This is a genomic window from Chryseobacterium joostei, from assembly GCF_003815775.1.
GTDB lineage: Bacteria > Bacteroidota > Bacteroidia > Flavobacteriales > Weeksellaceae > Chryseobacterium > Chryseobacterium joostei.
In genome coordinates this window covers 136,040-156,420 of the sequence record NZ_CP033926.1, presented here as the reverse complement: position 1 = coordinate 156,420, position 20,381 = coordinate 136,040, and the positions used below count along the sequence as shown (strand labels likewise).

Annotated in this window: 15 protein-coding genes; 5 read left to right on the top strand and 10 right to left on the bottom strand. The window is 34.6% G+C overall.

All coding sequences use genetic code 11. The features are described from left to right. Positions 1 to 47 precede the first annotated feature (47 nt). The 5 genes from EG359_RS00670 to EG359_RS00650 all read right to left on the bottom strand — a co-directional run bounded on the left by EG359_RS00670 (position 48) and on the right by EG359_RS00650 (position 6,424). Positions 48 to 3,533 carry a glycosyltransferase family 117 protein gene (locus EG359_RS00670; protein ID WP_076355976.1) on the bottom strand — a complete coding sequence of 1,162 codons (3,486 nt, stop codon included), beginning with the start codon at positions 3,531 to 3,533 and terminating at the stop codon, positions 48 to 50. Positions 3,534 to 3,607: 74 nt separating this feature from the next. Beyond that, a complete protein-coding gene (locus tag EG359_RS00665) occupies positions 3,608 to 4,396 on the bottom strand; it encodes an SDR family oxidoreductase (RefSeq protein ID WP_076355978.1) in 789 nt (262 codons plus the stop codon). Positions 4,397 to 4,531: 135 nt separating this feature from the next. Continuing rightward, entirely contained in the window at positions 4,532 to 5,254 is a 723-nt protein-coding gene (locus EG359_RS00660) for an SMI1/KNR4 family protein (protein WP_076355980.1), read from the bottom strand. 85 nt (positions 5,255 to 5,339) lie between these two features. Further along, positions 5,340 to 5,795 (bottom strand): SMI1/KNR4 family protein, encoded by a 456-nt coding sequence (locus EG359_RS00655; protein WP_123867232.1) that lies wholly within the window; start codon positions 5,793 to 5,795, stop codon positions 5,340 to 5,342. A gap of 38 nt (positions 5,796 to 5,833) precedes the next feature. Beyond that, positions 5,834 to 6,424: a TlpA family protein disulfide reductase gene (locus EG359_RS00650; RefSeq protein ID WP_228435099.1), complete on the bottom strand. Its 591-nt coding sequence runs from the start codon at positions 6,422 to 6,424 to the stop codon at positions 5,834 to 5,836. 665 nt (positions 6,425 to 7,089) lie between these two features. On the opposite strand from EG359_RS00650, the gene EG359_RS00645 reads away from it, so the two are divergent. The 5 genes from EG359_RS00645 to EG359_RS00625 all read left to right on the top strand — a co-directional run bounded on the left by EG359_RS00645 (position 7,090) and on the right by EG359_RS00625 (position 13,409). Continuing rightward, a complete protein-coding gene (locus EG359_RS00645; RefSeq protein WP_076355985.1) occupies positions 7,090 to 9,420 on the top strand; it encodes a TonB-dependent receptor in 2,331 nt (776 codons plus the stop codon). A gap of 3 nt (positions 9,421 to 9,423) precedes the next feature. Then, on the top strand, positions 9,424 to 10,221 hold the full coding sequence (locus EG359_RS00640; RefSeq protein WP_076355987.1) for a DUF4249 domain-containing protein: 798 nt from the start codon (positions 9,424 to 9,426) through the stop codon (positions 10,219 to 10,221). Positions 10,222 to 10,604: 383 nt separating this feature from the next. Further along, positions 10,605 to 11,291 carry a Crp/Fnr family transcriptional regulator gene (locus EG359_RS00635; protein WP_076355989.1) on the top strand — a complete coding sequence of 229 codons (687 nt, stop codon included), beginning with the start codon at positions 10,605 to 10,607 and terminating at the stop codon, positions 11,289 to 11,291. An 87-nt stretch (positions 11,292 to 11,378) separates the two neighbouring features. Further along, complete coding sequence (locus tag EG359_RS00630) at positions 11,379 to 11,777, top strand: VOC family protein (protein ID WP_076355991.1); 399 nt, start codon at positions 11,379 to 11,381, stop codon at positions 11,775 to 11,777. A 156-nt stretch (positions 11,778 to 11,933) separates the two neighbouring features. Continuing rightward, positions 11,934 to 13,409: a hypothetical protein gene (locus tag EG359_RS00625; protein ID WP_123867231.1), complete on the top strand. Its 1,476-nt coding sequence runs from the start codon at positions 11,934 to 11,936 to the stop codon at positions 13,407 to 13,409. A 458-nt stretch (positions 13,410 to 13,867) separates the two neighbouring features. Here the strand turns inward: EG359_RS00625 and EG359_RS00620 are convergent, their stop codons facing one another. The 5 genes from EG359_RS00620 to EG359_RS00600 all read right to left on the bottom strand — a co-directional run bounded on the left by EG359_RS00620 (position 13,868) and on the right by EG359_RS00600 (position 19,956). Then, entirely contained in the window at positions 13,868 to 14,521 is a 654-nt protein-coding gene (locus EG359_RS00620; RefSeq protein ID WP_076355995.1) for a response regulator transcription factor, read from the bottom strand. Continuing rightward, positions 14,505 to 16,232: a sensor histidine kinase gene (locus EG359_RS00615; protein WP_076355997.1), complete on the bottom strand. Its 1,728-nt coding sequence runs from the start codon at positions 16,230 to 16,232 to the stop codon at positions 14,505 to 14,507. The genes EG359_RS00620 and EG359_RS00615 overlap by 17 nt, the downstream gene beginning before the upstream one ends. 453 nt (positions 16,233 to 16,685) lie before the next feature. Further along, a complete protein-coding gene (locus tag EG359_RS00610) occupies positions 16,686 to 17,270 on the bottom strand; it encodes a YdeI/OmpD-associated family protein (protein ID WP_076355999.1) in 585 nt (194 codons plus the stop codon). Between the two features lie 125 nt (positions 17,271 to 17,395). Beyond that, positions 17,396 to 18,340: a 3',5'-cyclic-nucleotide phosphodiesterase gene (locus tag EG359_RS00605; protein WP_076356001.1), complete on the bottom strand. Its 945-nt coding sequence runs from the start codon at positions 18,338 to 18,340 to the stop codon at positions 17,396 to 17,398. Positions 18,341 to 18,444: 104 nt separating this feature from the next. Then, positions 18,445 to 19,956, bottom strand: a complete 1,512-nt coding sequence (locus EG359_RS00600; protein ID WP_164463031.1) for a serine hydrolase — start codon at positions 19,954 to 19,956, stop codon at positions 18,445 to 18,447. Positions 19,957 to 20,381 lie beyond the last annotated feature (425 nt).

The following is a 20,381-nucleotide window of genomic DNA, read 5'->3' as shown; positions in this document are numbered from 1 at the left end:
TAAATTCAATATTTAAAGGCTTTTTTATCATTAAGCTGATGTTCTTATTACTGTGTAGCCCTAATCATGGCTGTGGTAATCTGCTCTTCTTTCTTCTTTGAATAGGCAGAATCAAAAGGCTTCATTACGTCAAACAAATATTGATAGAAAGGGGTAATCTGCTGAACATTTTCAGATTCTTTCATTGCTTTTTCTTTATCCATTTGCTGAAGACTTTTTATAAAGACATTGAATTTCTGATCAATTGGCTCCACAGATTTTAGCAGATAGGCATGTGCTTTCTCATTCTGTCCCAATCTTCTGTATCCTTCTGTAACTGCTGAAATGACAAGTGCATATTCCATCGGTTTTGTTCTCATCTGCCTTCTGGCAGCGGCTTGAAATGACGGAGAGAGTTTCAGATAATAATCATACTCATCAAATATTCCTTTTTTAAGTTTTTCTGCCAACTGAATTCCCTTTTGCTCTTCTCCAGCAACGATATAAGCGGTTACAATAGAACTCAATGAACGTGGATCATTGTATTTTTCAACGGGAATTTCCTTAGCTACAAGATCTAATAATTCCTGTGCCTTAGCTTTCTGTCCATTGAGAACAAGCGCAGAAGCGGCTCTGCTTACCGACATTCTGTAACCTATAATATTGGAAGTAGCAGTTTCATCATAATAAATACTGAGATCTTTAAAATTACCCCATTTAAAGTTTTTCACCACGTTATAAAGAGAATTCGCATCTACCCTGCCTTTATCTCCATCCGGACCTTGTGGCGTATGAATAGGAACCAGTCTGTAACTGAATCCATCAAACTGCAGATAATCATCCAGATAAAAAATATTTTCACTATCATAGAGTCCACCTGATGAGAAATTAATAGGTCGTTTCCAATCGAAGTTAGCCAACATATCCAGCATCATAAGATTGCTTTTGTAAAGAGTATGGGCTTCATAATTAATCATGATATGATCCACTGCATCTGGAAGATCTTTCGGATTAATAATTCCTGACTTCACCGCATTTTCCTTGTTTACGGGAAGAATAAATTTATTGACAGGAATAATATTGTATTTTTCATACTCCTTTTCTCCGAAGTACATTTTCAACAGTTCGTCTTTTTCAGCAGATTTTAACTTAAGAAACTGCATGGCCTCTTTCAAAGTCATAGAATCCTGCGTCAGATACTTTCTAAACGTTTGAAATTCCGTATCAGGAGCACCTTGTTCTTTTAACATGGCAAAAAGTCCCTCCCAATCATCCTTTTTCATCAGATAAACCTGATCATTTACTCCGTCTCTATATTCTTCATGGGTTAATTCTCCCGGAATTCCCATTGCATTGTAGGTTCTTCTTTTTACCTGATCGATACTCCAAGGCGTGGCTAAAAGGGTGAAGTTGACTGTTTTCACATCATCCCTGAATCTTTCTGTTTCCTGAATTGCCCATGTAGGAAAAGTATCGTTGTCTCCATAGATAATGAAGATATCATTTTTAGGTAAAGATTTAAGAAATGAATAGGCAGAGTCATACGCTGCACTCTTTTTGCTTCGATCGTGAGAGGTATAGTTTTGGAAGCCCATCATAAAAGGAATTCCTAATAAGACTATTCCTACTGCCACATTAGCTCCATTCGATTTGATCTTGGATTGCAGGAACCATAGAATTGCTCCTGCTCCCAACCCGATCCAGATAGCAAAAGCATAGAAAGATCCCACCATTGCATAATCTCTTTCTCTTACTTCAAACGGTTTCACTCCTGTATAAAAAACAATTCCAAAGCTGGTCAGAATAAACAATGAAAGAATTGCATAAAATCTTCTAAAATCCTTATTTAGCTGGAAAAAGAAACCAATCAAACCTAAAATAAGTGGTAAAAAGAAGAATTTCACCGTGCTTTCATTCTTAAATTTGGCCGGCATATGATCCTGATTTCCCAACAAAGCATTATCTATAAAGGAGAATCCGGAGATCCAATTTCCGTGCGTGTTTTCCATATGACCCTGTAGATCATTTTGCCTTCCCACGAAGTTCCACATGAGGTATCTTACAAAATAATATCCATTCTGAAAGGTAATAAAATAGTCCATATTTTGTGCAAATGAAGGCCTTTGCACATTGATAAGATCATAAGGCTTTACTTTTAGATAATCTTCTGCTGTAATGGTCTTATTTTCATATTTGGTTCTCAATTCATCGAAAATTTGCTTTGCCTGCGGATTGTCTGCAACTTCCTCATTATCATAATTGAACGTAAAATCAGGAGCTCCATACATGGCAATATAATTAGCCGTTACTTCCTTATCTTCACTGAACATCCTTGGCATAAAACTTATATGTGACTTACTGAAAACATAGTTGAATCTTTCCCCGGTTTTTCTGTAAGTTTTTGTTTTTTCATCCTTTTCATAAATGTCACCGGTTATTTTTCTTTTGTAGCTGCCGTCTTCATTTTTTTCAAGTCCTTTCCTGTCAAGGGCAGCCGTATAGTTTTGTCCGTAGATGGTTGGCCAATCACCGTATTGCTCTCTGTTGTAATAATCTTTCATCCCAATTGCCGTATCAGGATCGTTAAGGTTCATTGGAGGATTGGCATTAGCCCTGATCGGGATTACCAGCCAACAAGAAAAACCAATAATCATGTATACAACCGATAAAACGATGGTTTGATAAATATTCTTCTTGGTTTTTCGGGCATATTTAATCAGAAAGAAACTCATTGCAGCCATTATCATAAATGCAGCTATGGTTCCTGAATGAAAAGGAAGTCCTAATCCGTTGACAAAGAAAATTTCCAACTGTCCAAACATCGTCATGATCAAAGGAAAAATAATCTTAAACACAATGGTTAACACACCAAGGGTTACCAGATTAGCAATTATAAAACTCTTCCAGGTGAATGTATAGTTTCTGGCATAATACACCAGACAGATCGCAGGAATTGACAGCATGCACATCATATGTACCCCAACCGAAAGGCCTATCATAAAGAAAATAAGAATAATCCATCGTTCATTATCTGCTGCCTGATATTCGTTTTCCCATTTGGTAATGAGCCAGACCAATAACGCAATAAATAGGGAGGCCATGGAGTATACTTCCCCCTCCACTGCAGAGAACCAGAAAGTATCTGAGAATGTAAAACATAAAGCCCCGATTGCTCCTGCAAACAGAATAGAAATCTCCTGATGTCTGGAAATTTCTTCAAAATCCTTATTTAAAAGTCTTCTTAAAAAATGGGTAATGGTCCAAAACAGGAACAAAATAGTAAATGCACTAAAAAGAGCTGACATTGCATTGATTACCAGAGAATAGTTTTCTGAATTTCCTAATGCAAAAATACTCGCCACAGCTCCCATAATCTGGAATAAGGCGGCTCCCGGGGCATGGGTTACTTCAAGTTTAACAGCTGAGGAAATATACTCTCCACAATCCCAAAAACTAAGCGAATGCTCTATGGTAGAGAGATAGGTAATAAAAGCAATACCGAAAAGGAACCATCCCGTTACGGTGTTCCATTTTTTAAAAGACCAGTTTTTCATATAATATTTTCCAATAATTAATAAGACAACTGATGGAAAGGGTTTATTACATGAAAATTATAAAATAATTGATTTTAATAAGTATTATTCAAGCCTCCATCCAAAGGAATGTTTGCTCCGGTAAGATAGGCAGCATAATCAGAAGATAAAAAAGTTACCAGATGACCATATTCTTCGGGTTTTCCAAATCTTTTCATTGGGATTTTACTCTCTCTGGTATTTTTTATTTCATCCACTGAGGTATTTGTTCTTTCTGCTTCATGGCCAATCAGATTTTGAATGCGCGCTGTATCAAAATACCCTGTTAAAACATTATTTACAGTAATATTATGCTGCGCCACTTCATTGGATAAGGTTTTTGCCCAGGCCATTACTGCTGAACGAATGGAATTAGAAAGCGCCAGATTACCAATGGGTTCTTTCACGGAAAGCGAGGAAACATTAATGATGCGGCCATTTTTCTGCTTTATCATGTGAGGTAAGGCCAATAGTGTTGTTTCGCAAACGGTTTTAAAGAGAAGATCAAATGCTGTTTGATAATCTTCTGTATTTTTTTCTATTGCTAAGCCAGGTTCCGGACCATTGGTATTATTGACCAGAATATCTATTGAGTGATCATTAAAATACCCTGCAATCAATTTCCTGTAGTTTTCAAAGTCTGAAAAATCGGCAACCAAATATTTATGTTTATGATCTGAATTTAAGACTGGTAATGTGGATACAAAATCCTTAAGTTTAGCCTCATTTCTGGACATTACTGTAACATTGGCACCAGATTTTGCAAGTTCAAAGGCAATTCCTGCCCCTATACCCTGTGTAGCTCCTCCTACCAAAGCATTTTTTGAAAACAACTGAATATTCATACGTTCAAGTTAGGTTATATAAAGGTAAGAAAAAACCTCCAGATGTACTCTGAAGGTTGGTTACAGGATTTTACTGAATGATTATTTAACAACAGTGGTCTCCACTTCTCCTTTTCAGTTTCAAATATGTTATTTTTAACTGTTCCAAGTTTTGGTATAATTAAATTTTTTATTGAGCAGTTCAAAACCAATCTCATCGTTTAGAATTTTCTCCACCTCATCAAAGGTAACCAAGCCTTCTGCTTCAAAAGTATGGCCATTGGGAACTTTGTAGGTATATTCAAAGATATCTCTCTGATAGATATCCTGAAGAATTTCTATCTGTCTGGAGCTTAAATAAGGCTCATGGGTTTTCAATTGATTGAATAGATTCTGCTTCATGTCCTCTTCCTCATCTTCATAGAACATAGAGTCTTCATCAATCTCAGTAATGGCTTCCAAAAGCTGACGGAAAATAAAATCCTGAAAATTTTTGGCTACTACTTCAGCCTCTTCGTCATCGTGAGGAATAAAGGTAACCGGAACTTCCCCATCATTTTGTAAATCAAACTGAAAGGCGTACAAATCTCCGGCTCCATTCTTTGCAAAAGGTACAAACTGATATCCCGAATGGATGTTTCTATAGTCTTCTTCATCTGACATTTCATCTATCGAAGCCTCAACAAACTGTGGATTATTCCAGATTTCAATATCATATCCAAATAAAAGCAATGGTGGGTTTTTCTTTAGTTCCGGAAAGGTTGTACGATACCAATTTGATCCGGATTCACCCCAATCCAGCATATTATTTTTGGATAGCTGTCTGTAGATTTCGGGATATTTGAAGTTGTATTTTTGTTCTAGTGTTGAAATATTCATTGTGATATCTAATGTTTGAATGTATTCGTTTGATTCAAAAATAATCGATCTTATTGGGTTTTACAACCTTGAGAACTATCTGACTTTAAAATGTGAACGGATATTTTTCACTCAGTCCAGGCTGAATGAGATCCATTGTTTCATAAAATTTCTGCTTAACGGATTCTGAAATATCATCATGCCCATCAAAATAGTTATCCAGCTGTTTAATCACAAATGCCATTTGTAACCATTGCTCAAAATTGATATTCATGGGTTCCAGACTTTCATCATAATCATGGTCGTAGAAAAAAATATTCCCGTTTTTATCCAAAAACCACTGGTCTCCTTGTCCATTTCCTGCAAAACACCAATACTCTTTCAATACAAATTCTTTATTTTCATTAACTGCATCCACAGAATTATATAAAATAGCTTCTGATGCAATCTCCATCGTTTTTATTTGAGTAGCCAGTTTTCTATAAAGTTCAGAAAAAGGAAAATCGGTAGTTTTTGGGAAATTTTGCATGGCTTGTTTTTCTTTTAAAATTTCGGTTTCCATTTCCTTAATGGTTAGTATTTTAAAGGATAGCATCGGCATTATTCTTTTAAAAGTTGATCAATTTGGTCGTAAAAAGAAGCCTTACTATAATCAGCCAATCCTGTATGATGGAAACGGATTTCACCATTCTTATCCAAAACCACAGTGGTAGGCAATGATCCTCCATAGATTTCCTTTGGAATGGAGCCTGCCGGGGTCAAAAATGGAACGGTAAAGCCTTTTTCTTTCAGATAAGATTTTCCCAATGCCAGATCGTCATCCAAATTGATTGTCAGAAAAGCCATATTAGAATTTGAACGGTACTTTTCATAAAACTGCTGTATGGAGGGAAATTCTGCACGGCACGGAGGACACCATGATGCCCAAAAGTTGATAAAAACCACTTTACCTTTCAATTTTGATACACTTGTCACAGTTCCCATTTCATCTTTTATGGTAAAATCAGTGTAAGAAACTGAGGGTACAATACTGGTATTTTTAGCTTTGGGTTCTGATATTTTGGAATTCAATAAGCCTGTAGAAGCTACCTGTCTCATGAGCCATGCCTTGGCATCCGGACTTACTAACAATATGATTAAAGCAATGGCAAAGATTACTGTAGACCAATTGCTTCTGAACCATTTTTTCATGTTTTCCATATTCTTTTCCTAATAATTCATTACACCAATATAGGGTTAATATTTGGTTTGGCAGTACAGAAGAGGTTTTTCAATAAAAAAGTCTTTACACTTTCTGAATTAAAGGCTCCCTCTACATTGGGTTTTCCTTAACGTCTGCTTCATCTTTAGCGAAATAGAAAGCAAATAATAAGACTGTATTCCTTTATCATACAATATTTTCAGTTTTCTGCTGTTTTAGTAGTGACTAAAGCTGATCTTTAATTTTAAATAATCATGAAAAACAACACAACCTCCGGAGTTTCTATCTTTCATTGGTGTCAAAACGCCTTTACTGAGCATTTTGACAAGCTAAAAATTCATTTTTTAGATTAATTTGAAATAAAATTCGCTCAATAAAATCAAATAATTTATTTCATTTCAACACTAAGTTAAAAAGCATAAATAAAACAGTATTTATTGCATAATATTATTTTTTCTGCAATAATTTGTATTTATGTTTATTTTGGATGTTTTGAAAAAAAATCATTAAATGGGGAAAAATTCGTTTTTTTTAATGGATTTCTTTCATAATTAAAGCTTTAGGTGTAACTAATTCCCTTTCTACTCAACTAATTCAACGAACTATAACCGATATATCTATTGGAGATCTCTACTACTTTAAAAAAATAAACTTAATGCAAACATCTTTTTTTAAAATTGCTGCTGCCTCGGCTGCACTCTGTTTCAGCAGTTGGGCTATAGCACAACAAAAATATCAGGTAAGCGGAACCGTGAAGGATCAGAAAAATGGTGAACTTCTGATCGGCGTAAGCGTAAAGGTAGCCGAGGACCCCTCTATTAATGTGATTGCCAACGAATATGGCTTCTATTCCTTATCACTCCCTGAGGGAAATTATAAGGTGATTATCTCTTATCCGGGTTATAAGGATTTTGAACAACAAATAACTGTTAACCAGAATATCAAGCTGGATCTTCCTCTTAACCAACAGGAACAAGCGGCAAAAACTATTGATGAGGTAGTTATAACAGGAATTAAAAAGGACAAGAATTTAACATCTGCCCAAATGGGGACAGAAACGTTAAGCATTAAAAATATAGAAAAGCTTCCTGTTCTGTTTGGTGAAAAAGATGTGATGAAAACCATACAGCTACTTCCCGGTATTAAAAGCAATGGTGAGGGAAGCAGCGGATTCAGTGTACGAGGGGGTGCCACGGATCAAAACCTGATCTTATTGGATGAAGCCCCGGTTTACAATGCTTCGCATTTGCTTGGTTTCTTCAGTACGTTCAATAGTGATGCTCTTAAAGATGCAAGTATCATCAAGGGGAATAGCCCTGCCCAATACGGAGGACGTCTTTCTTCAGTGATGGATGTAAAAATGAAGGATGGTAATAATAAGGATTATAACATCAACGGAGGAATTGGGCTTATCAGCAGCAGATTAAGTGTGGAAGGACCTATTCAAAAGGAAAAATCCTCTTTTATTGTTTCCGGAAGAAGAACCTATGCGGATTTGTTTCTTAAAACCTCCAAAGACTACAAAGACAACAAGTTATATTTCTATGATTTGAATCTGAAAGCCAATTATCAGATCAATGAGAATAACCGACTTTACCTTTCGGGATATTTTGGAAGAGATGTATTGGGATTAGGGAATACGTTCTCTACAGACTGGGGAAATACAACGGCTACATTGAGATGGAACAGCATTATTAATAGTACATTGTTTTCCAATACCTCATTCATCTATAGTAATTATGACTACAAAATCAGCCTAACAAGCAATGACAATACCTTTGGCTTAAATTCTAAGATACAGGACTGGAATCTTAAGCAGGACTTTACATGGTTTGCGGGAAACAAGCATTCTGTTCGTTTTGGTTTACAATCTATTTATCATACTATTACTCCTAGCAGTGCTTCGGGGACAAGTGTAAGCAGCTTCCCAAGAAATCCGAGAAAATCATGGGAAAATGCATTGTACATTAATGATGATTTCAAGGCTACAGAAAAATTAACCATCAACTATGGGGTAAGACTTTCTATGTTCAGTGTTCTAGGAGGTGACACTTTTAATACCTATGATAACGGAATTCTTACCGACAGCAGATACCTTGAAAAAGGAGACTTCGGAAAAACTTATGTTAACATTGAACCAAGGGTTACAGCCAATTATCGTATCAATGAAGTGAGCAGCATCAAGGGAGGCTATTCCCGTAATACTCAGAATTTACACCTTTTAAGCAACTCAAGCAGCGGAAATCCTACCGATCAGTGGATTGGAAGCAGCTATACCGTAAAACCTGAAATTGCAGACCAGGTAAGTTTAGGATACAGCAGAAACTTCAATAATAACAACTATGAGCTGAATGCTGAGGTTTATTACAAATCCATGCAAAATCAGATTGACTTTAAAAATGGTGCGCAAATCACTTTTGATACTGCTGCCGATGTAGAAAGTGAATTGTTATTTGGGAAAGGAAGAGCCTACGGTCTGGAGCTTATCGCAAAAAAGAAAAGCGGAAAACTTACAGGATGGATTTCCTATACCCTTTCTAAAACTGAAAGAAAAATAGACGGAATTAATGATAATAAGTGGTATAATGCCAGAATGGATAAAACGCATGACCTTTCTGTAGTAGCCACTTATCAGTTGAATCCTAAATGGTCTTTCTCAGGATTATTTGTTTACAGCACAGGAAATGCAGTAACATTCCCTACCGGAAAGTATCAATTAAACGGACAAACTGTTTTCCAGTACAGCAGCAGAAATGCTGACCGAATGCCAGCCTATCACAGAATGGATATCAGTGCAACCTATGAGCCGGAATCTAATAAGCGTTTCCGTGGATCTTGGACCTTTGGAATTTATAATTTGTATGCTCGTGAAAATGCCTACACCATTACTTTTGAAGACAATCCGAATAATCCCGGAACTACACGCGCTATGCAGACTTCCTTATTCCGTCTGATTCCTAACATTACTTATAATTTCAAATTTTAAATCATGAAGAATATTTTTTTAATCATATTATCTCTGTTTTTAGTCACTTCATGCCAAAAAGAGATTGACTTGGATTTGGCGGATCAGAGTGGAAAAATTGTCATTGAAGGCAATGTAACCAATCAGGCTGGACCTTATATCGTAAGGATTACAAAATCTGTAGAATTTACACAACAGAACCAATATCCTGCTGTAATTGGTGCGCAGGTGATTTTAAGCGATAATACAGGTCAGACAGAAACTTTGCAGTATGTAGGTGATGGCAGATACATAACATCTGCTTTTGTAGGAGTCTCAGGAAGAACCTATACCTTGAAAATACAGGCAGAAGGGCAGCAATATACCGCGCAAAGTACCATGCCTGAAGAAGTAGACTTCGAGGGACTGGAACAGGATTCTTTTAAGTTTGGAGACAAAACCAGCTATACACTTTTGCCGATTTTTACGGATCCTGCTGTATTGGGAAACCGTTACTTGTTCTCATTTACCATTAATGATTTAGGTAAAAAATATATCGATGTATTTTCAGACAACCTAAATAACGGACTGCCTAATCAACGTCCAATCATGCTTCCTAATGATGATAATGATGGAGCTGATCATGAAGTGGTAGTGGGAGATACCATTCATGTAGAAATGCAGAGCATTGACAATAATGTATTCACCTTTTATAGTGCTCTTCTTAACCTATCGAATGGTAGCGGAGTTACTCCGGCTAATCCTCCGAGCAATATCAGCAATGGTGCCTTGGGGTATTTTTCTGCACATACAGTGAAAAATTTATCTTATACAATTCAGTAGATTTTAGCTACTATTATAATAAAAATGGTCATTTCAAAATACTGAAATGACCATTTTTTTAAGGAAACAATACTAGTTTTTTACAGGTAACTTAAAAAACTGGATAAAATAAATAAGCAAAAAAAAATAATTTAGAAATGTCAGCGTAACCGCCGTGAAAAACATGTCAACTTAAGTTTTTATCCAGTGCTATTTTATCCTCTTAAAGAGGAGATATTCTATGTTTAATAGTTCATATATGATCCGTTAAATCATATTCAAAATCTATTTTATTACTTTTGTAAAAATAATTCGTTTAGGAAAAAAACTTGTTGATTTAGATCTGTTTAAAATGTGATTTAAGTTACACTCTGAACTTTTATTCATCAGCCTCCATAGAAATTATGATCTCGAAATTTACTTTTAATAATCAATATCTTTTTAATGAGCTTCCTGAGCATGAGAAAAACCTTCTTCTAGGAGCCATGAGAACCAAAAATTACCGAAAAAATGAGGCTATATTTACTGACGGAACAAAGCCTAACGGAATTTACTATCTTAATGAAGGGAAAATAAAAAAATACAAGGTAGATAATGACGGCAGGGAGCAAATCATATATATCTACAGTTCCGGAGAGTTTTTCGGATACTCAGCTATCTTAAGCAATGAATCCTATGGAGACACTACGTCTACCCTCGAAAGTTCTGTGATTTCATTTATTTCAAAAGAAAGCTTTTTGGATATTCTTGATCAATCATCTGTATTATCAAGGCTTTTATTAAAATCATTGAGCCATGAATTCAGTGTGATGGCCAACCTTATTGCCGTTCTGTCTCACCGCACAGTTCGGGAACGTGCGGCCTTAAGCTTACTTATTTTACACGATAAATATAAAACCAATGATAATCCCGAGGAAGAGGTATTCATCTCTTTATCCCGTGTTGACCTCGCCAATATGGTAGGAACAGCAAGGGAAACCCTGGCCCGAATCATCAATGATTTTAAACAAGAAAGCCTGATCAAATCAGAAGGACGCAAATTAAAAATAATAGATTTTAAGCAGCTGATCCATATTGCTAATTTTTATTAAACCAAGATTTATTTCCAATCACTGCTGACATTCTGTTGTCACAACTCTCTCCTAGCTTTGTATGAAATTATTGAAATATAAAATCATATGAAATTAGCCTCATTAAGAATTATTACTGCAAACATTAAGCAATCTGCAGCGTTTTATGAGAAAGCAATGGGCTTAACGGCTCAGTGGTATACAGAAGATTTTGCGGAGCTTAAAACCACTACTATTACCATCGCTATCGGAAGCACCCGGACCATGAAGATGTTTGGTAGTGAACATCTTACGGAATCAAAAAGTGCTACCAATACCATTATAGAATTTTTAGTTCCTAATGTAGATGTGGAATATGAAAGAATTAAGACCTTAACAAACAACATTGTACAAGAGCCTACAACGATGCCATGGGGCAACCGCTCTCTTCTCTTCTGTGATCCGGATGGAAATTTAATCAATTTCTTCACTCCCGTGAGTACTGAAGCTCTTCAAAAATTTAGCTAGAATTCATTATTCTATCAAAAAACAGTTTACCAGTAATAGTAAGCTGTTTTTTTTGTCACTTATACTCTCATCAACCGTAAATAGGCCGCTTTTATAAACTTCTTAATTTTCCCAGTTTCTCTATTTTTCGTAAGTTAGATGTCCACAAACCAATTCATGAAATATATTATTCACCTCTTTATCATTCTTTTATTGATGCAATCCTGCCAGTCAAAAGAAATGAGAATCAATTTTAAAACCATTGAAATTAGTATTCCCGGGACGATGGCGTCATCCGTGAAGCACAACTCAAAATATTATTGTTATTTCGAAACTGTTGACAAAAAAAATAGCTCAGCACCATTTACAGACTTCTATATTTTGAATGAAAGCGGAAAAATAATCTCTAAAGTTCCATTAACTTTTGCAAATTCCACTGAGTATGACCTGTATATAAGAAACGATAGTATTTTGACTACACCAGAAAGAAGTAGTCTTACATTTTATCTTGATGAAAACAATAAAAAATGGATAAAAATCCCAAACGCAACAAATGAAATTTATAAAGACAAAAAATATACTGTAGTTGTTAATAATGAGAGCTTTTGCTGTGATAAAACTTGGTTTCAGGACAATGCAACCGGCCAGAAATATGAAATCAAAGCAGAAAACCCGGTGGTCAATAAGCTGAATAATATCTATTATCTTACCACTAAAGAATCCGTTTTGAAAATCAGTGATCCTAAAAGCCACAAATTAATGGAGCCTTTTGATCAATATTACCCTACAGCCAATACTTTGACAGAATCTGAAATTGAATATTCTAATGATTTTTCCGGTATAAATAATTTTGCCTTAATAACTTCATTTGTCATCAACAACCAGCTTTATCATCTTTATTCAAGTGATAATTCTATGAAAATAGGTGTTGTAAAAAACGAGTCTCTTCTGAATGTTCAGGAGTTTAAGTCTGACATTTTCCCCTACAGATCAACATCTGACACTCGAAATTATATCACCGAAAACTCATATAAAACGGTTCCGTTTACGACCAAGGATCCCAATTTTTTTGGAATTATTGAAATTGATAAAAACCAATTCAATGTGATAACTTTCAAAAACCTGTACAGAGAACCTATACACGGAGAATCAAAAATAAAGGCCTGGACAGAAAAAAACTTCGAGTACTTCTACTCTAACTTCAATACTTTATCCATGGATCAGATTGATCGTATTGAAAAGAAAGAAAACGCCCTAACTATCACTTCGGAAAAGAACAGCAATATAGAAGAACTTTCTAAAGAGCAAAGAGCCTATAAAAAATCTGAACGCAAGTACCTCCATTTATTAACAAGATATGATTATGCTCCTGATGATAAATCTGTACAAAAAATTCAATTTCAATGGGGCTTTCCGTTCTCAATACCCTCAAGAGATAATAAAAAAAAAGATACCAATGAGCTCCTATTGCTTAATTCCAAAAGTATTTTTATGAAAAAATACAACTGGTTGCTTAGCTTTCTAAATCAAAAATTAGGAACTCCCGTTTCAGAAGAACCATCATATTCAAAATGGGAAACCAAGACCCAATCAGTGGAGCTATCATATTCTGAACGTGAGGCTACGCTTACACTTACACTGCAAAAAAAATAGAGAAACTTATTTTTATAAGCTACATTGGAATGCTGATTCAGATAAGATTTTGAAAAACAAAACAGAAATCAAATAAAAAAAGGAGGCCTTTACGCCTCCTTTGTTTTTGTACTAGTAACCACCAATTGAACTTCTTTATATTAATTTGTGTTTTTTTTTCTTATCATTTGGTTTTTTCAAGAAATTCACTCGTTAATAGGTTATTCATACACTTCTATATTAATCTCATCACTTGCGTTTTTTATAACTATAGTTTATTATTTTTATAGTTATAATACTTACCTTTTAATATGTAATGAAAAAACTAAAAAAGCATTTACATTTCATTTGGTAAATCTTATACTGCAAAGAAACGACGTTCCAGAATAATATCATCTATAAAACCCATCGATAGATCTCGGATGCGATATAGATATTTATCTATAAAATTAGAAGTGAAGAATATTTCCTACAAACACCTATATCTTATGATGTGTTTTAATAAGGTCAATTAATTCAACGAGGTTATCAATCTTTAGCTTTTCAAAGATATTTTTTTTGATAGTACTTACTGTATTTTGCTTTATATTTAAATTATTCGCAATTTCAAGATTACCGTATCCATCTGCGTACAATTCTGCAATCTGTAATTCTCTTTTCGTTAAGCAGCTGAGCGGGCTTATTAAATCCGGATTATAAATAAACTGAACCAGCAAGTTTCGGGAAACATCAGAAAAGTATTCTCCTTTCTGTATAAAGTTCAGAACGGCCTGTCTCACCTCCTCTTCTTCGCTCAGCTTACTCAGATAACCATTGGCACCGGCTTTTATGAATTTCAGGGCATACAAATCTTCTTCAAGCCCTGTGAAAATTAAAATCTTAATATCAGGGTTTGCACTTTTCAATTGTGGTAATACATGCAGGCTATTTCCTTCAGGAAAATGAGCATCTATAATGGCCATTTCTATTCCCTTTGATTCTACCAGCTCTACAGCCTGTTGTAAAGATGAAGTATGATAAATTTTAGCATTTGGAGCAATATCATTGATTACGATCTCCATTCCCTGTCTTACAATACTGTGATCATCTGCTAAAAGGAATGCTATTTCTCTGTTTTCAATTGGTATTTCCATTATTATTAATATTTAAATTGAGACTGAATGTTATTTTTGTCCCTTTGTGTAATTTACTTTCAACAGATATTTCACCATCAAAAAGTTCTACGATTTCCTTACATAAATTTAGTCCTAGTCCTACTCCCAGATTATCAACTTCATCAGATACAGTTCCTTGGTAATAAGGGTCAAAAATCTTTTTAAGATCAGATTCCGAGATTCCTACTCCCGTGTCGGCTACCGTTGTAATCAGAGAAATTCTGTTTCCATCCAGAGGCTGTGTCGTCATGGTAAGATCAATCTGTCCGTTTTCTGTATACTTATTGGCATTTCCCAGAATATTCATAAAAATCTGGTTGATTCTTATATTATCAGAATACACCACTACATTTTCAGGAATCCTGTCTGTTACTGCAAATTTATTGTTTCTGGTTCCAAGATAAGGAGTGATAACCTTTACAATAGAACCCACCTCATCCTTAAGGTTAAATACAGATTTTATAAGTTTCTTCTCTGCATCCTGATTTTTCGTGTATTCCAGAATCTGGTTAGACTGCAGGAGTAAGGTACTGTTGGTAAACTTAATTGATTTAAGATAATCCTTAGTTGTTTCATCCTCCGTTGTTCTGTAGATCTTATCAATAAAGATATTAATGATTTTTAGCGGAGACCTTAAATCGTGGCTCAGCATTCCCAATATCCTGTTTTTGAAACTCAGGTTATTCTTGATCTCTTTGTTCGCAGCATTCAGTTTTCTTTCGTATACAAATGCCACTCTTGTGAAGTACATGATAAGGATGGATACAATAAACATCAAAGTCATTAATCCAATGACAAGATATCTTCTTATTTTATTATTATCCGAGCTTTGCTTGTTATACTCTTTTTCAAGTTCCACCTTAAAATCCTTAATGGCACTTTCATACACATCAATAAGTCCATTACTGTAAACCAATAATTTATTGAAGTTATTGTAAAACTGCATATTCTCACGTTGATTCTGAATGGCATAAAGCTGTGCTTTTTTTACCTCAGCTGCATAATGCTTATCCATAGACTTCAGCGCATTATTCATCTCAGACTTTACATTGGACAGATCTATCGTTTTATTATTCGTTAAAGTAACTACCGTACTCTCTTTCTGCACATTTACCTTACCTGTTATCGCATCCTTTAAACGCCCCATGAAGCCTTTCTTTTTAATAGTATCAGCATAAGTACGGGTCTGAACATTGAAGTTTTCAAAGTCATTCTTATACTTTTCCGGCTCGTATTGCTTGTCCTGAATTTTGGCAGGAGGTTTCAGAGAGGATTGATATACGGAATCTATTAAGGTTTTCAGCTTTGTAACCTTAAGAGTATCTATTTTTTTCTGGGCGAGGGTATTTTTTAGCCTTGGACTTGTATTTTCATATTCACCGATTTTATCAAAATTGCTTTTAAGTTTTCTAAGTGACTGAAAATAGGCTTGAAGATCCTTATCATCCTGGCTTACCATATATTTTTGAAGATGATCCTGCGCATCCATGAAATCTTTTCTTGAATTGTCTGTCAATCCTCCCAAAGCCCGACTTTCTTCGAGCTGATTTTTAATGAAATTTAGTTTTTTTTCATTGACAAATTCGTTGTAAAAAAATATGGCTATAATCACCTGTATCAACAAGATACATATAATCAATGAGTAATGAACAACTTTCCTCAATTTAAAATTTAAGAATTTATTTTCCATATTTACGATCAGCTAAATTAATATCCTGATTTTTCAAGTCTTTTCTTATTAGTTTTAACAATATAAAGTTATTATTAAAAGTTTAATAATTAACACATATTGCCCAACTAGCAAAGTTAAAGTAATTTTTGTCTACTTAATAATAGTAAATATCAGGTAAAATTGGGAGAAATGAACTGTATTCTGTATTAAAATTCGCTTAAAACCCTAGCTTTTCATTAATGTAAATCTATTTTTTTAGATGAGATGCAAAAATTGAGGAGCACACAAAATATTTAGCACATGCCTTATTTTTTTCAGAAAGGTCATTTATACTTAAAATAACGAAAGAAAATTATAGATCGAAAAAATATAATTGATAAGGTTTATATGCGGATATCTTCTTAACTGGATAGACAAAGTGTTTTTGTTGTAATACTTTATTCTCTCAACATATCAAGATCAATTGGAGGATTACAAAAAGTGTTTAGGCTTCTCTTTCCGTGCTGAATGCTCTGCAATTTCATCAATACGTTTCTGTCTGGTTTCAGGTCTTTTTGCCATTACAATCCATTGCAACATCATCTTTTTCATGGATTTACTCAGGCTAAAAAAATAGTCTTTTGATCCATTATGAACTTCAAATGCAGCATCCAAATCCTCGGGAATCACAAGATCTTCCACACTATCAAGAATTGTCCATGAACCATTTTCCTTGGCTCTACTGACAGCTTCATATCCTGCCTGCATCATCAACTTACCCTCGATTAATCTTTCAATCTTTTCCTTGTTGATTTTTGACCACGTACTATTAGGCTTACGTTTACTAAACAATTGCATGAAAGAATAGGAGTCAATGGTTTTTCTTGTACTATCAATCCATCCGAAACAAAGGGATTCATCCACGAGGTCACTCCATTTTGCAACGGGCAGATCAGACTTTGCAGTATTACAAATAATCCACACAGACTGTTCAGATTGATGGTTCTCTTCCAACCATTTCCGCCATTCTTTACTCGTATTGATCGTTATTGTTTTTCTTTCTCCTACAGGTTGCATGTTCTTCAATTGTTTTATGTAAAATTATGAAAAACAAGCGACAACAGTTTGTCAGGATGCACAGATATTTTTTTCCATCACATAAAAAAAGATGAAACGTTATTCTGCTTCATCTTTTATCTTTTTTATGGTAAACTAATCTTTTTACCTTGCTCAGGGAAAATATAATTTACCTTTAACGGGTTATTTTCCAGTAATTCATTCTTTATAATCTCAGGATTATCTCCGGTTGGCTTTCTATGGGTAACTACGATATTGAAGTTCTCCAGATTCTTTTGTCCGATTTTTTCTTTCAGTTTACTTAATTCCTCAGTCAACAGATTGGGAGTAAGGTGTCCAAACAGCAAATTTTCAGGTTGGCTATTGGGGAAAGAGACTTCAATTAAAATTGTATTTAACTGTCTTTTCTTAATAAGTGGTGCAACGTTGTTCCATAGAGTATTAAGCTTATCTGATTTTTCTACTCTATCAGCTCCTGTATCTCCCAAGTAAAGTAAATAATGTTCACCATTCCTTACCAGTGCAGCACTGCTTTTATAAGGATTCACATGGCTTAGTTCATATCCTGTTAAGAAAAATGAAGTTTTTTGTGTAGGAACCTCTATCCCCTCCTGAAGTTCATTATAGTGATACTTCCCAAGCATGGGTTTTTGCCCCTGATCTGCAAAGTTAATCCAGGTATCTGTGATAAAGTAATGATTCTGCAAAATTTGAAGTACAGGCGCTATTCCGAAAATATCTTTTTTAGAATCTGCAGGAGAATTGATGATAAGTCCTGATAAATGATCCAAATGACCATGTGAAATAAAGTATCCTTTTATCTGATCCTTTAGAACTGTTTCTGTTGATCCGTTGAGGCTTTTCAATTGGATCGCCTTACGGATTCCTGTATTTATAGTACCAGCATCCAGGCATAGGAATGTATTATCTTTTGGACCTCCTACTAAATAGGCAGACAGGTTATCCTCCTCTTCTCCACCATATATACCTAACGGGATAAGGTCGAAATTCTGTGCCTGACAGGCAAAATGTATAAGGAAAGCAAATAAGGAAAGGGTTATTTTTTTCATGATGAAAAAGGTTACTTATCAATATAAAAAAGAGATCAGATAATTGTTTATGACCTGTCTCTTTTTTGAGTTTCTTAAATCACCACAAAAATAAAAAAATATGGCTACTTAACGGCCTCTTTTTCTATCTTTAAAAGCATTTCTTTTGCATTTTGGTTAGTAGGGTCTAATTCTAAAACTTTTAAATAATCTTTTTTCGATAATATATATTCTTTCTTATTGAAATATCCTTCACCACGACTATCATAAACATTAGCAGATTTTGGAAACTCATTGACATTTAAACTAAAAATTTTAATTGCCGAATCTATGTTTCCGTCTCTTAGAAATTCATAGCCAAGTTCATTCAGCTCATTTTCATTAGAAAAATTATAATCAGCACTATTGTTCTTTTTAAGCTTCTTGTATAGTTCAATGCCTTTATCAATATTCTTATAGCATTCTTTTCTTATCGTTAAGGCAATAGGTTCTTTTTGAGATTCCACGGGATAGTTTTTCCAATTATTCATACTGGCGATGCTGCATACGATCTCATCTATTAATCTTATATTTCTTCCGTTTGTCATTACTACCACTCCATTTCCACCATCAACACTTCCCACATAATAACAAACAAAGCCTTCGTTTCCTCCACTGTGTCCGAAGTACTTTGTTCCTTTAAAATCATTCAGGAACACCCCTAAATTATTTTCCACTCTTTTTGCAGACATTTCTTTAGACAATATTTTATTGGAGTTCCCTAATAACGACAATTGTGTTTCAATAACATACTTTGCTAAATCAGAGGAATTTGTCCATAAGCCAGCCGCTGCCTTTTCCGGATAGACATGGTATTTCCCCTTCACTTCCTTACCGTTTGCATAATATCCTGTAGCCAGTAGACTGCTTTTATCTTCCAGCGGAGGCTGGTTAAAAGAACTTTCTTTCATCCCTAATGGAGCTAATACATTTTTCATCATATAATCCTCATATTTCTCTCCTGTTACATTTTCAAGAATTAGCTGAGTAATGACCGTTCCACCACCTGAATATTGAAACTTAAGTCCTGGCTCAAATACTGACTTTACTGCCCCCGAATTTGCCGGCGGTACACCATTCAATATTTCTATGATGGTTGGTAATTTTTTCCCTTTTTCATACCCATAAAAACCGTGGCCGGACAAACCTGCTGTATGACTCAATAAATTGGAAATTGAAATCTTTTTCCCTTTTGTTAAAGCTTCATCGTATGGAAATTTCCAATCCGTCAGATAATTGTTGATATCAGTATCTAAATCTAATTTTCTTTCCTGAACCAATTTCAAAATCCCAAGGCTGTTGATTGATTTACTGATTGATGCTGCCTGAAAAAGAGTTTGGGAAGTAGCCGGCTTATGTTCGGAAACATCTGCGTAGCCGTAGGCTTTCACCCACTCTATTTTATAGTCTTTAATAACAGCAATACTTACTGCATTGGTATTGTAAAGGGCCATCCTTTCTTTTAAGGTCCATTTTTTAGTTTTGGACTTATCCCAGTAGTTGATCTTGGTTTCGAATAGGTTTATTTTATCGTTTATATTTTGTGCAAAAACATGGAGTGATAAAAATAGAATAATGATGAAACATATCTTTTTCATATTTAAGTAATTAGTTGTATGGATATTTATTTTCTCTGTTAATAGTATAACAACTGAGAAAAAGACATTATTACATTTTGAATATGAATTTTTAGCGGCAACATAGAAACTCAACATCTACATCATTGCGAATTAGCTTTATTTAAAAACCCTTTATTTCCTGTTTTTTGATTAAACATTGAAATTCGCCAACTTGGCGCTTTTCCTAATATTATGTATGTCTTTTTAAAATCAGGGTTTATGTTTCCAGTGGTAATAGATACATTCTATACCAAATAATCCGGAATATGTTTCAATGTCAAGGTAATTTTCTTTATCAAAATTATTAAAAATCTCAGGCTTTATATTTATTACAAGAGGCTTTGCATATTGTCTTAGTTGGTACATTCTTTCTTTCCGGAGTTAACTGTAATCCTCATATTTTT

What these genes read in the sequence shown, in the direction of transcription:
- EG359_RS00645 (WP_076355985.1), top strand. Translation starts at nt 7,090, where the DNA reads ATGCAAACATCTTTTTTTAAAATTGCTGCTGCCTCGGCTGCACTCTGT.
- EG359_RS00625 (WP_123867231.1), top strand. Translation starts at nt 11,934, where the DNA reads ATGAAATATATTATTCACCTCTTTATCATTCTTTTATTGATGCAATCC.
- EG359_RS00620 (WP_076355995.1), bottom strand. Translation starts at nt 14,521, where the DNA reads ATGGAAATACCAATTGAAAACAGAGAAATAGCATTCCTTTTAGCAGAT.
- EG359_RS00605 (WP_076356001.1), bottom strand. Translation starts at nt 18,340, where the DNA reads ATGAAAAAAATAACCCTTTCCTTATTTGCTTTCCTTATACATTTTGCC.
- EG359_RS00650 (WP_228435099.1), bottom strand. Translation starts at nt 6,424, where the DNA reads ATGAAAAAATGGTTCAGAAGCAATTGGTCTACAGTAATCTTTGCCATT.
- EG359_RS00640 (WP_076355987.1), top strand. Translation starts at nt 9,424, where the DNA reads ATGAAGAATATTTTTTTAATCATATTATCTCTGTTTTTAGTCACTTCA.
- EG359_RS00610 (WP_076355999.1), bottom strand. Translation starts at nt 17,270, where the DNA reads ATGCAACCTGTAGGAGAAAGAAAAACAATAACGATCAATACGAGTAAA.
- EG359_RS00615 (WP_076355997.1), bottom strand. Translation starts at nt 16,232, where the DNA reads ATGGAAAATAAATTCTTAAATTTTAAATTGAGGAAAGTTGTTCATTAC.
- EG359_RS00635 (WP_076355989.1), top strand. Translation starts at nt 10,605, where the DNA reads ATGATCTCGAAATTTACTTTTAATAATCAATATCTTTTTAATGAGCTT.
- EG359_RS00670 (WP_076355976.1), bottom strand. Translation starts at nt 3,533, where the DNA reads ATGAAAAACTGGTCTTTTAAAAAATGGAACACCGTAACGGGATGGTTC.
- EG359_RS00665 (WP_076355978.1), bottom strand. Translation starts at nt 4,396, where the DNA reads ATGAATATTCAGTTGTTTTCAAAAAATGCTTTGGTAGGAGGAGCTACA.
- EG359_RS00660 (WP_076355980.1), bottom strand. Translation starts at nt 5,254, where the DNA reads ATGAATATTTCAACACTAGAACAAAAATACAACTTCAAATATCCCGAA.
- EG359_RS00630 (WP_076355991.1), top strand. Translation starts at nt 11,379, where the DNA reads ATGAAATTAGCCTCATTAAGAATTATTACTGCAAACATTAAGCAATCT.
- EG359_RS00655 (WP_123867232.1), bottom strand. Translation starts at nt 5,795, where the DNA reads ATGGAAACCGAAATTTTAAAAGAAAAACAAGCCATGCAAAATTTCCCA.
- EG359_RS00600 (WP_164463031.1), bottom strand. Translation starts at nt 19,956, where the DNA reads ATGAAAAAGATATGTTTCATCATTATTCTATTTTTATCACTCCATGTT.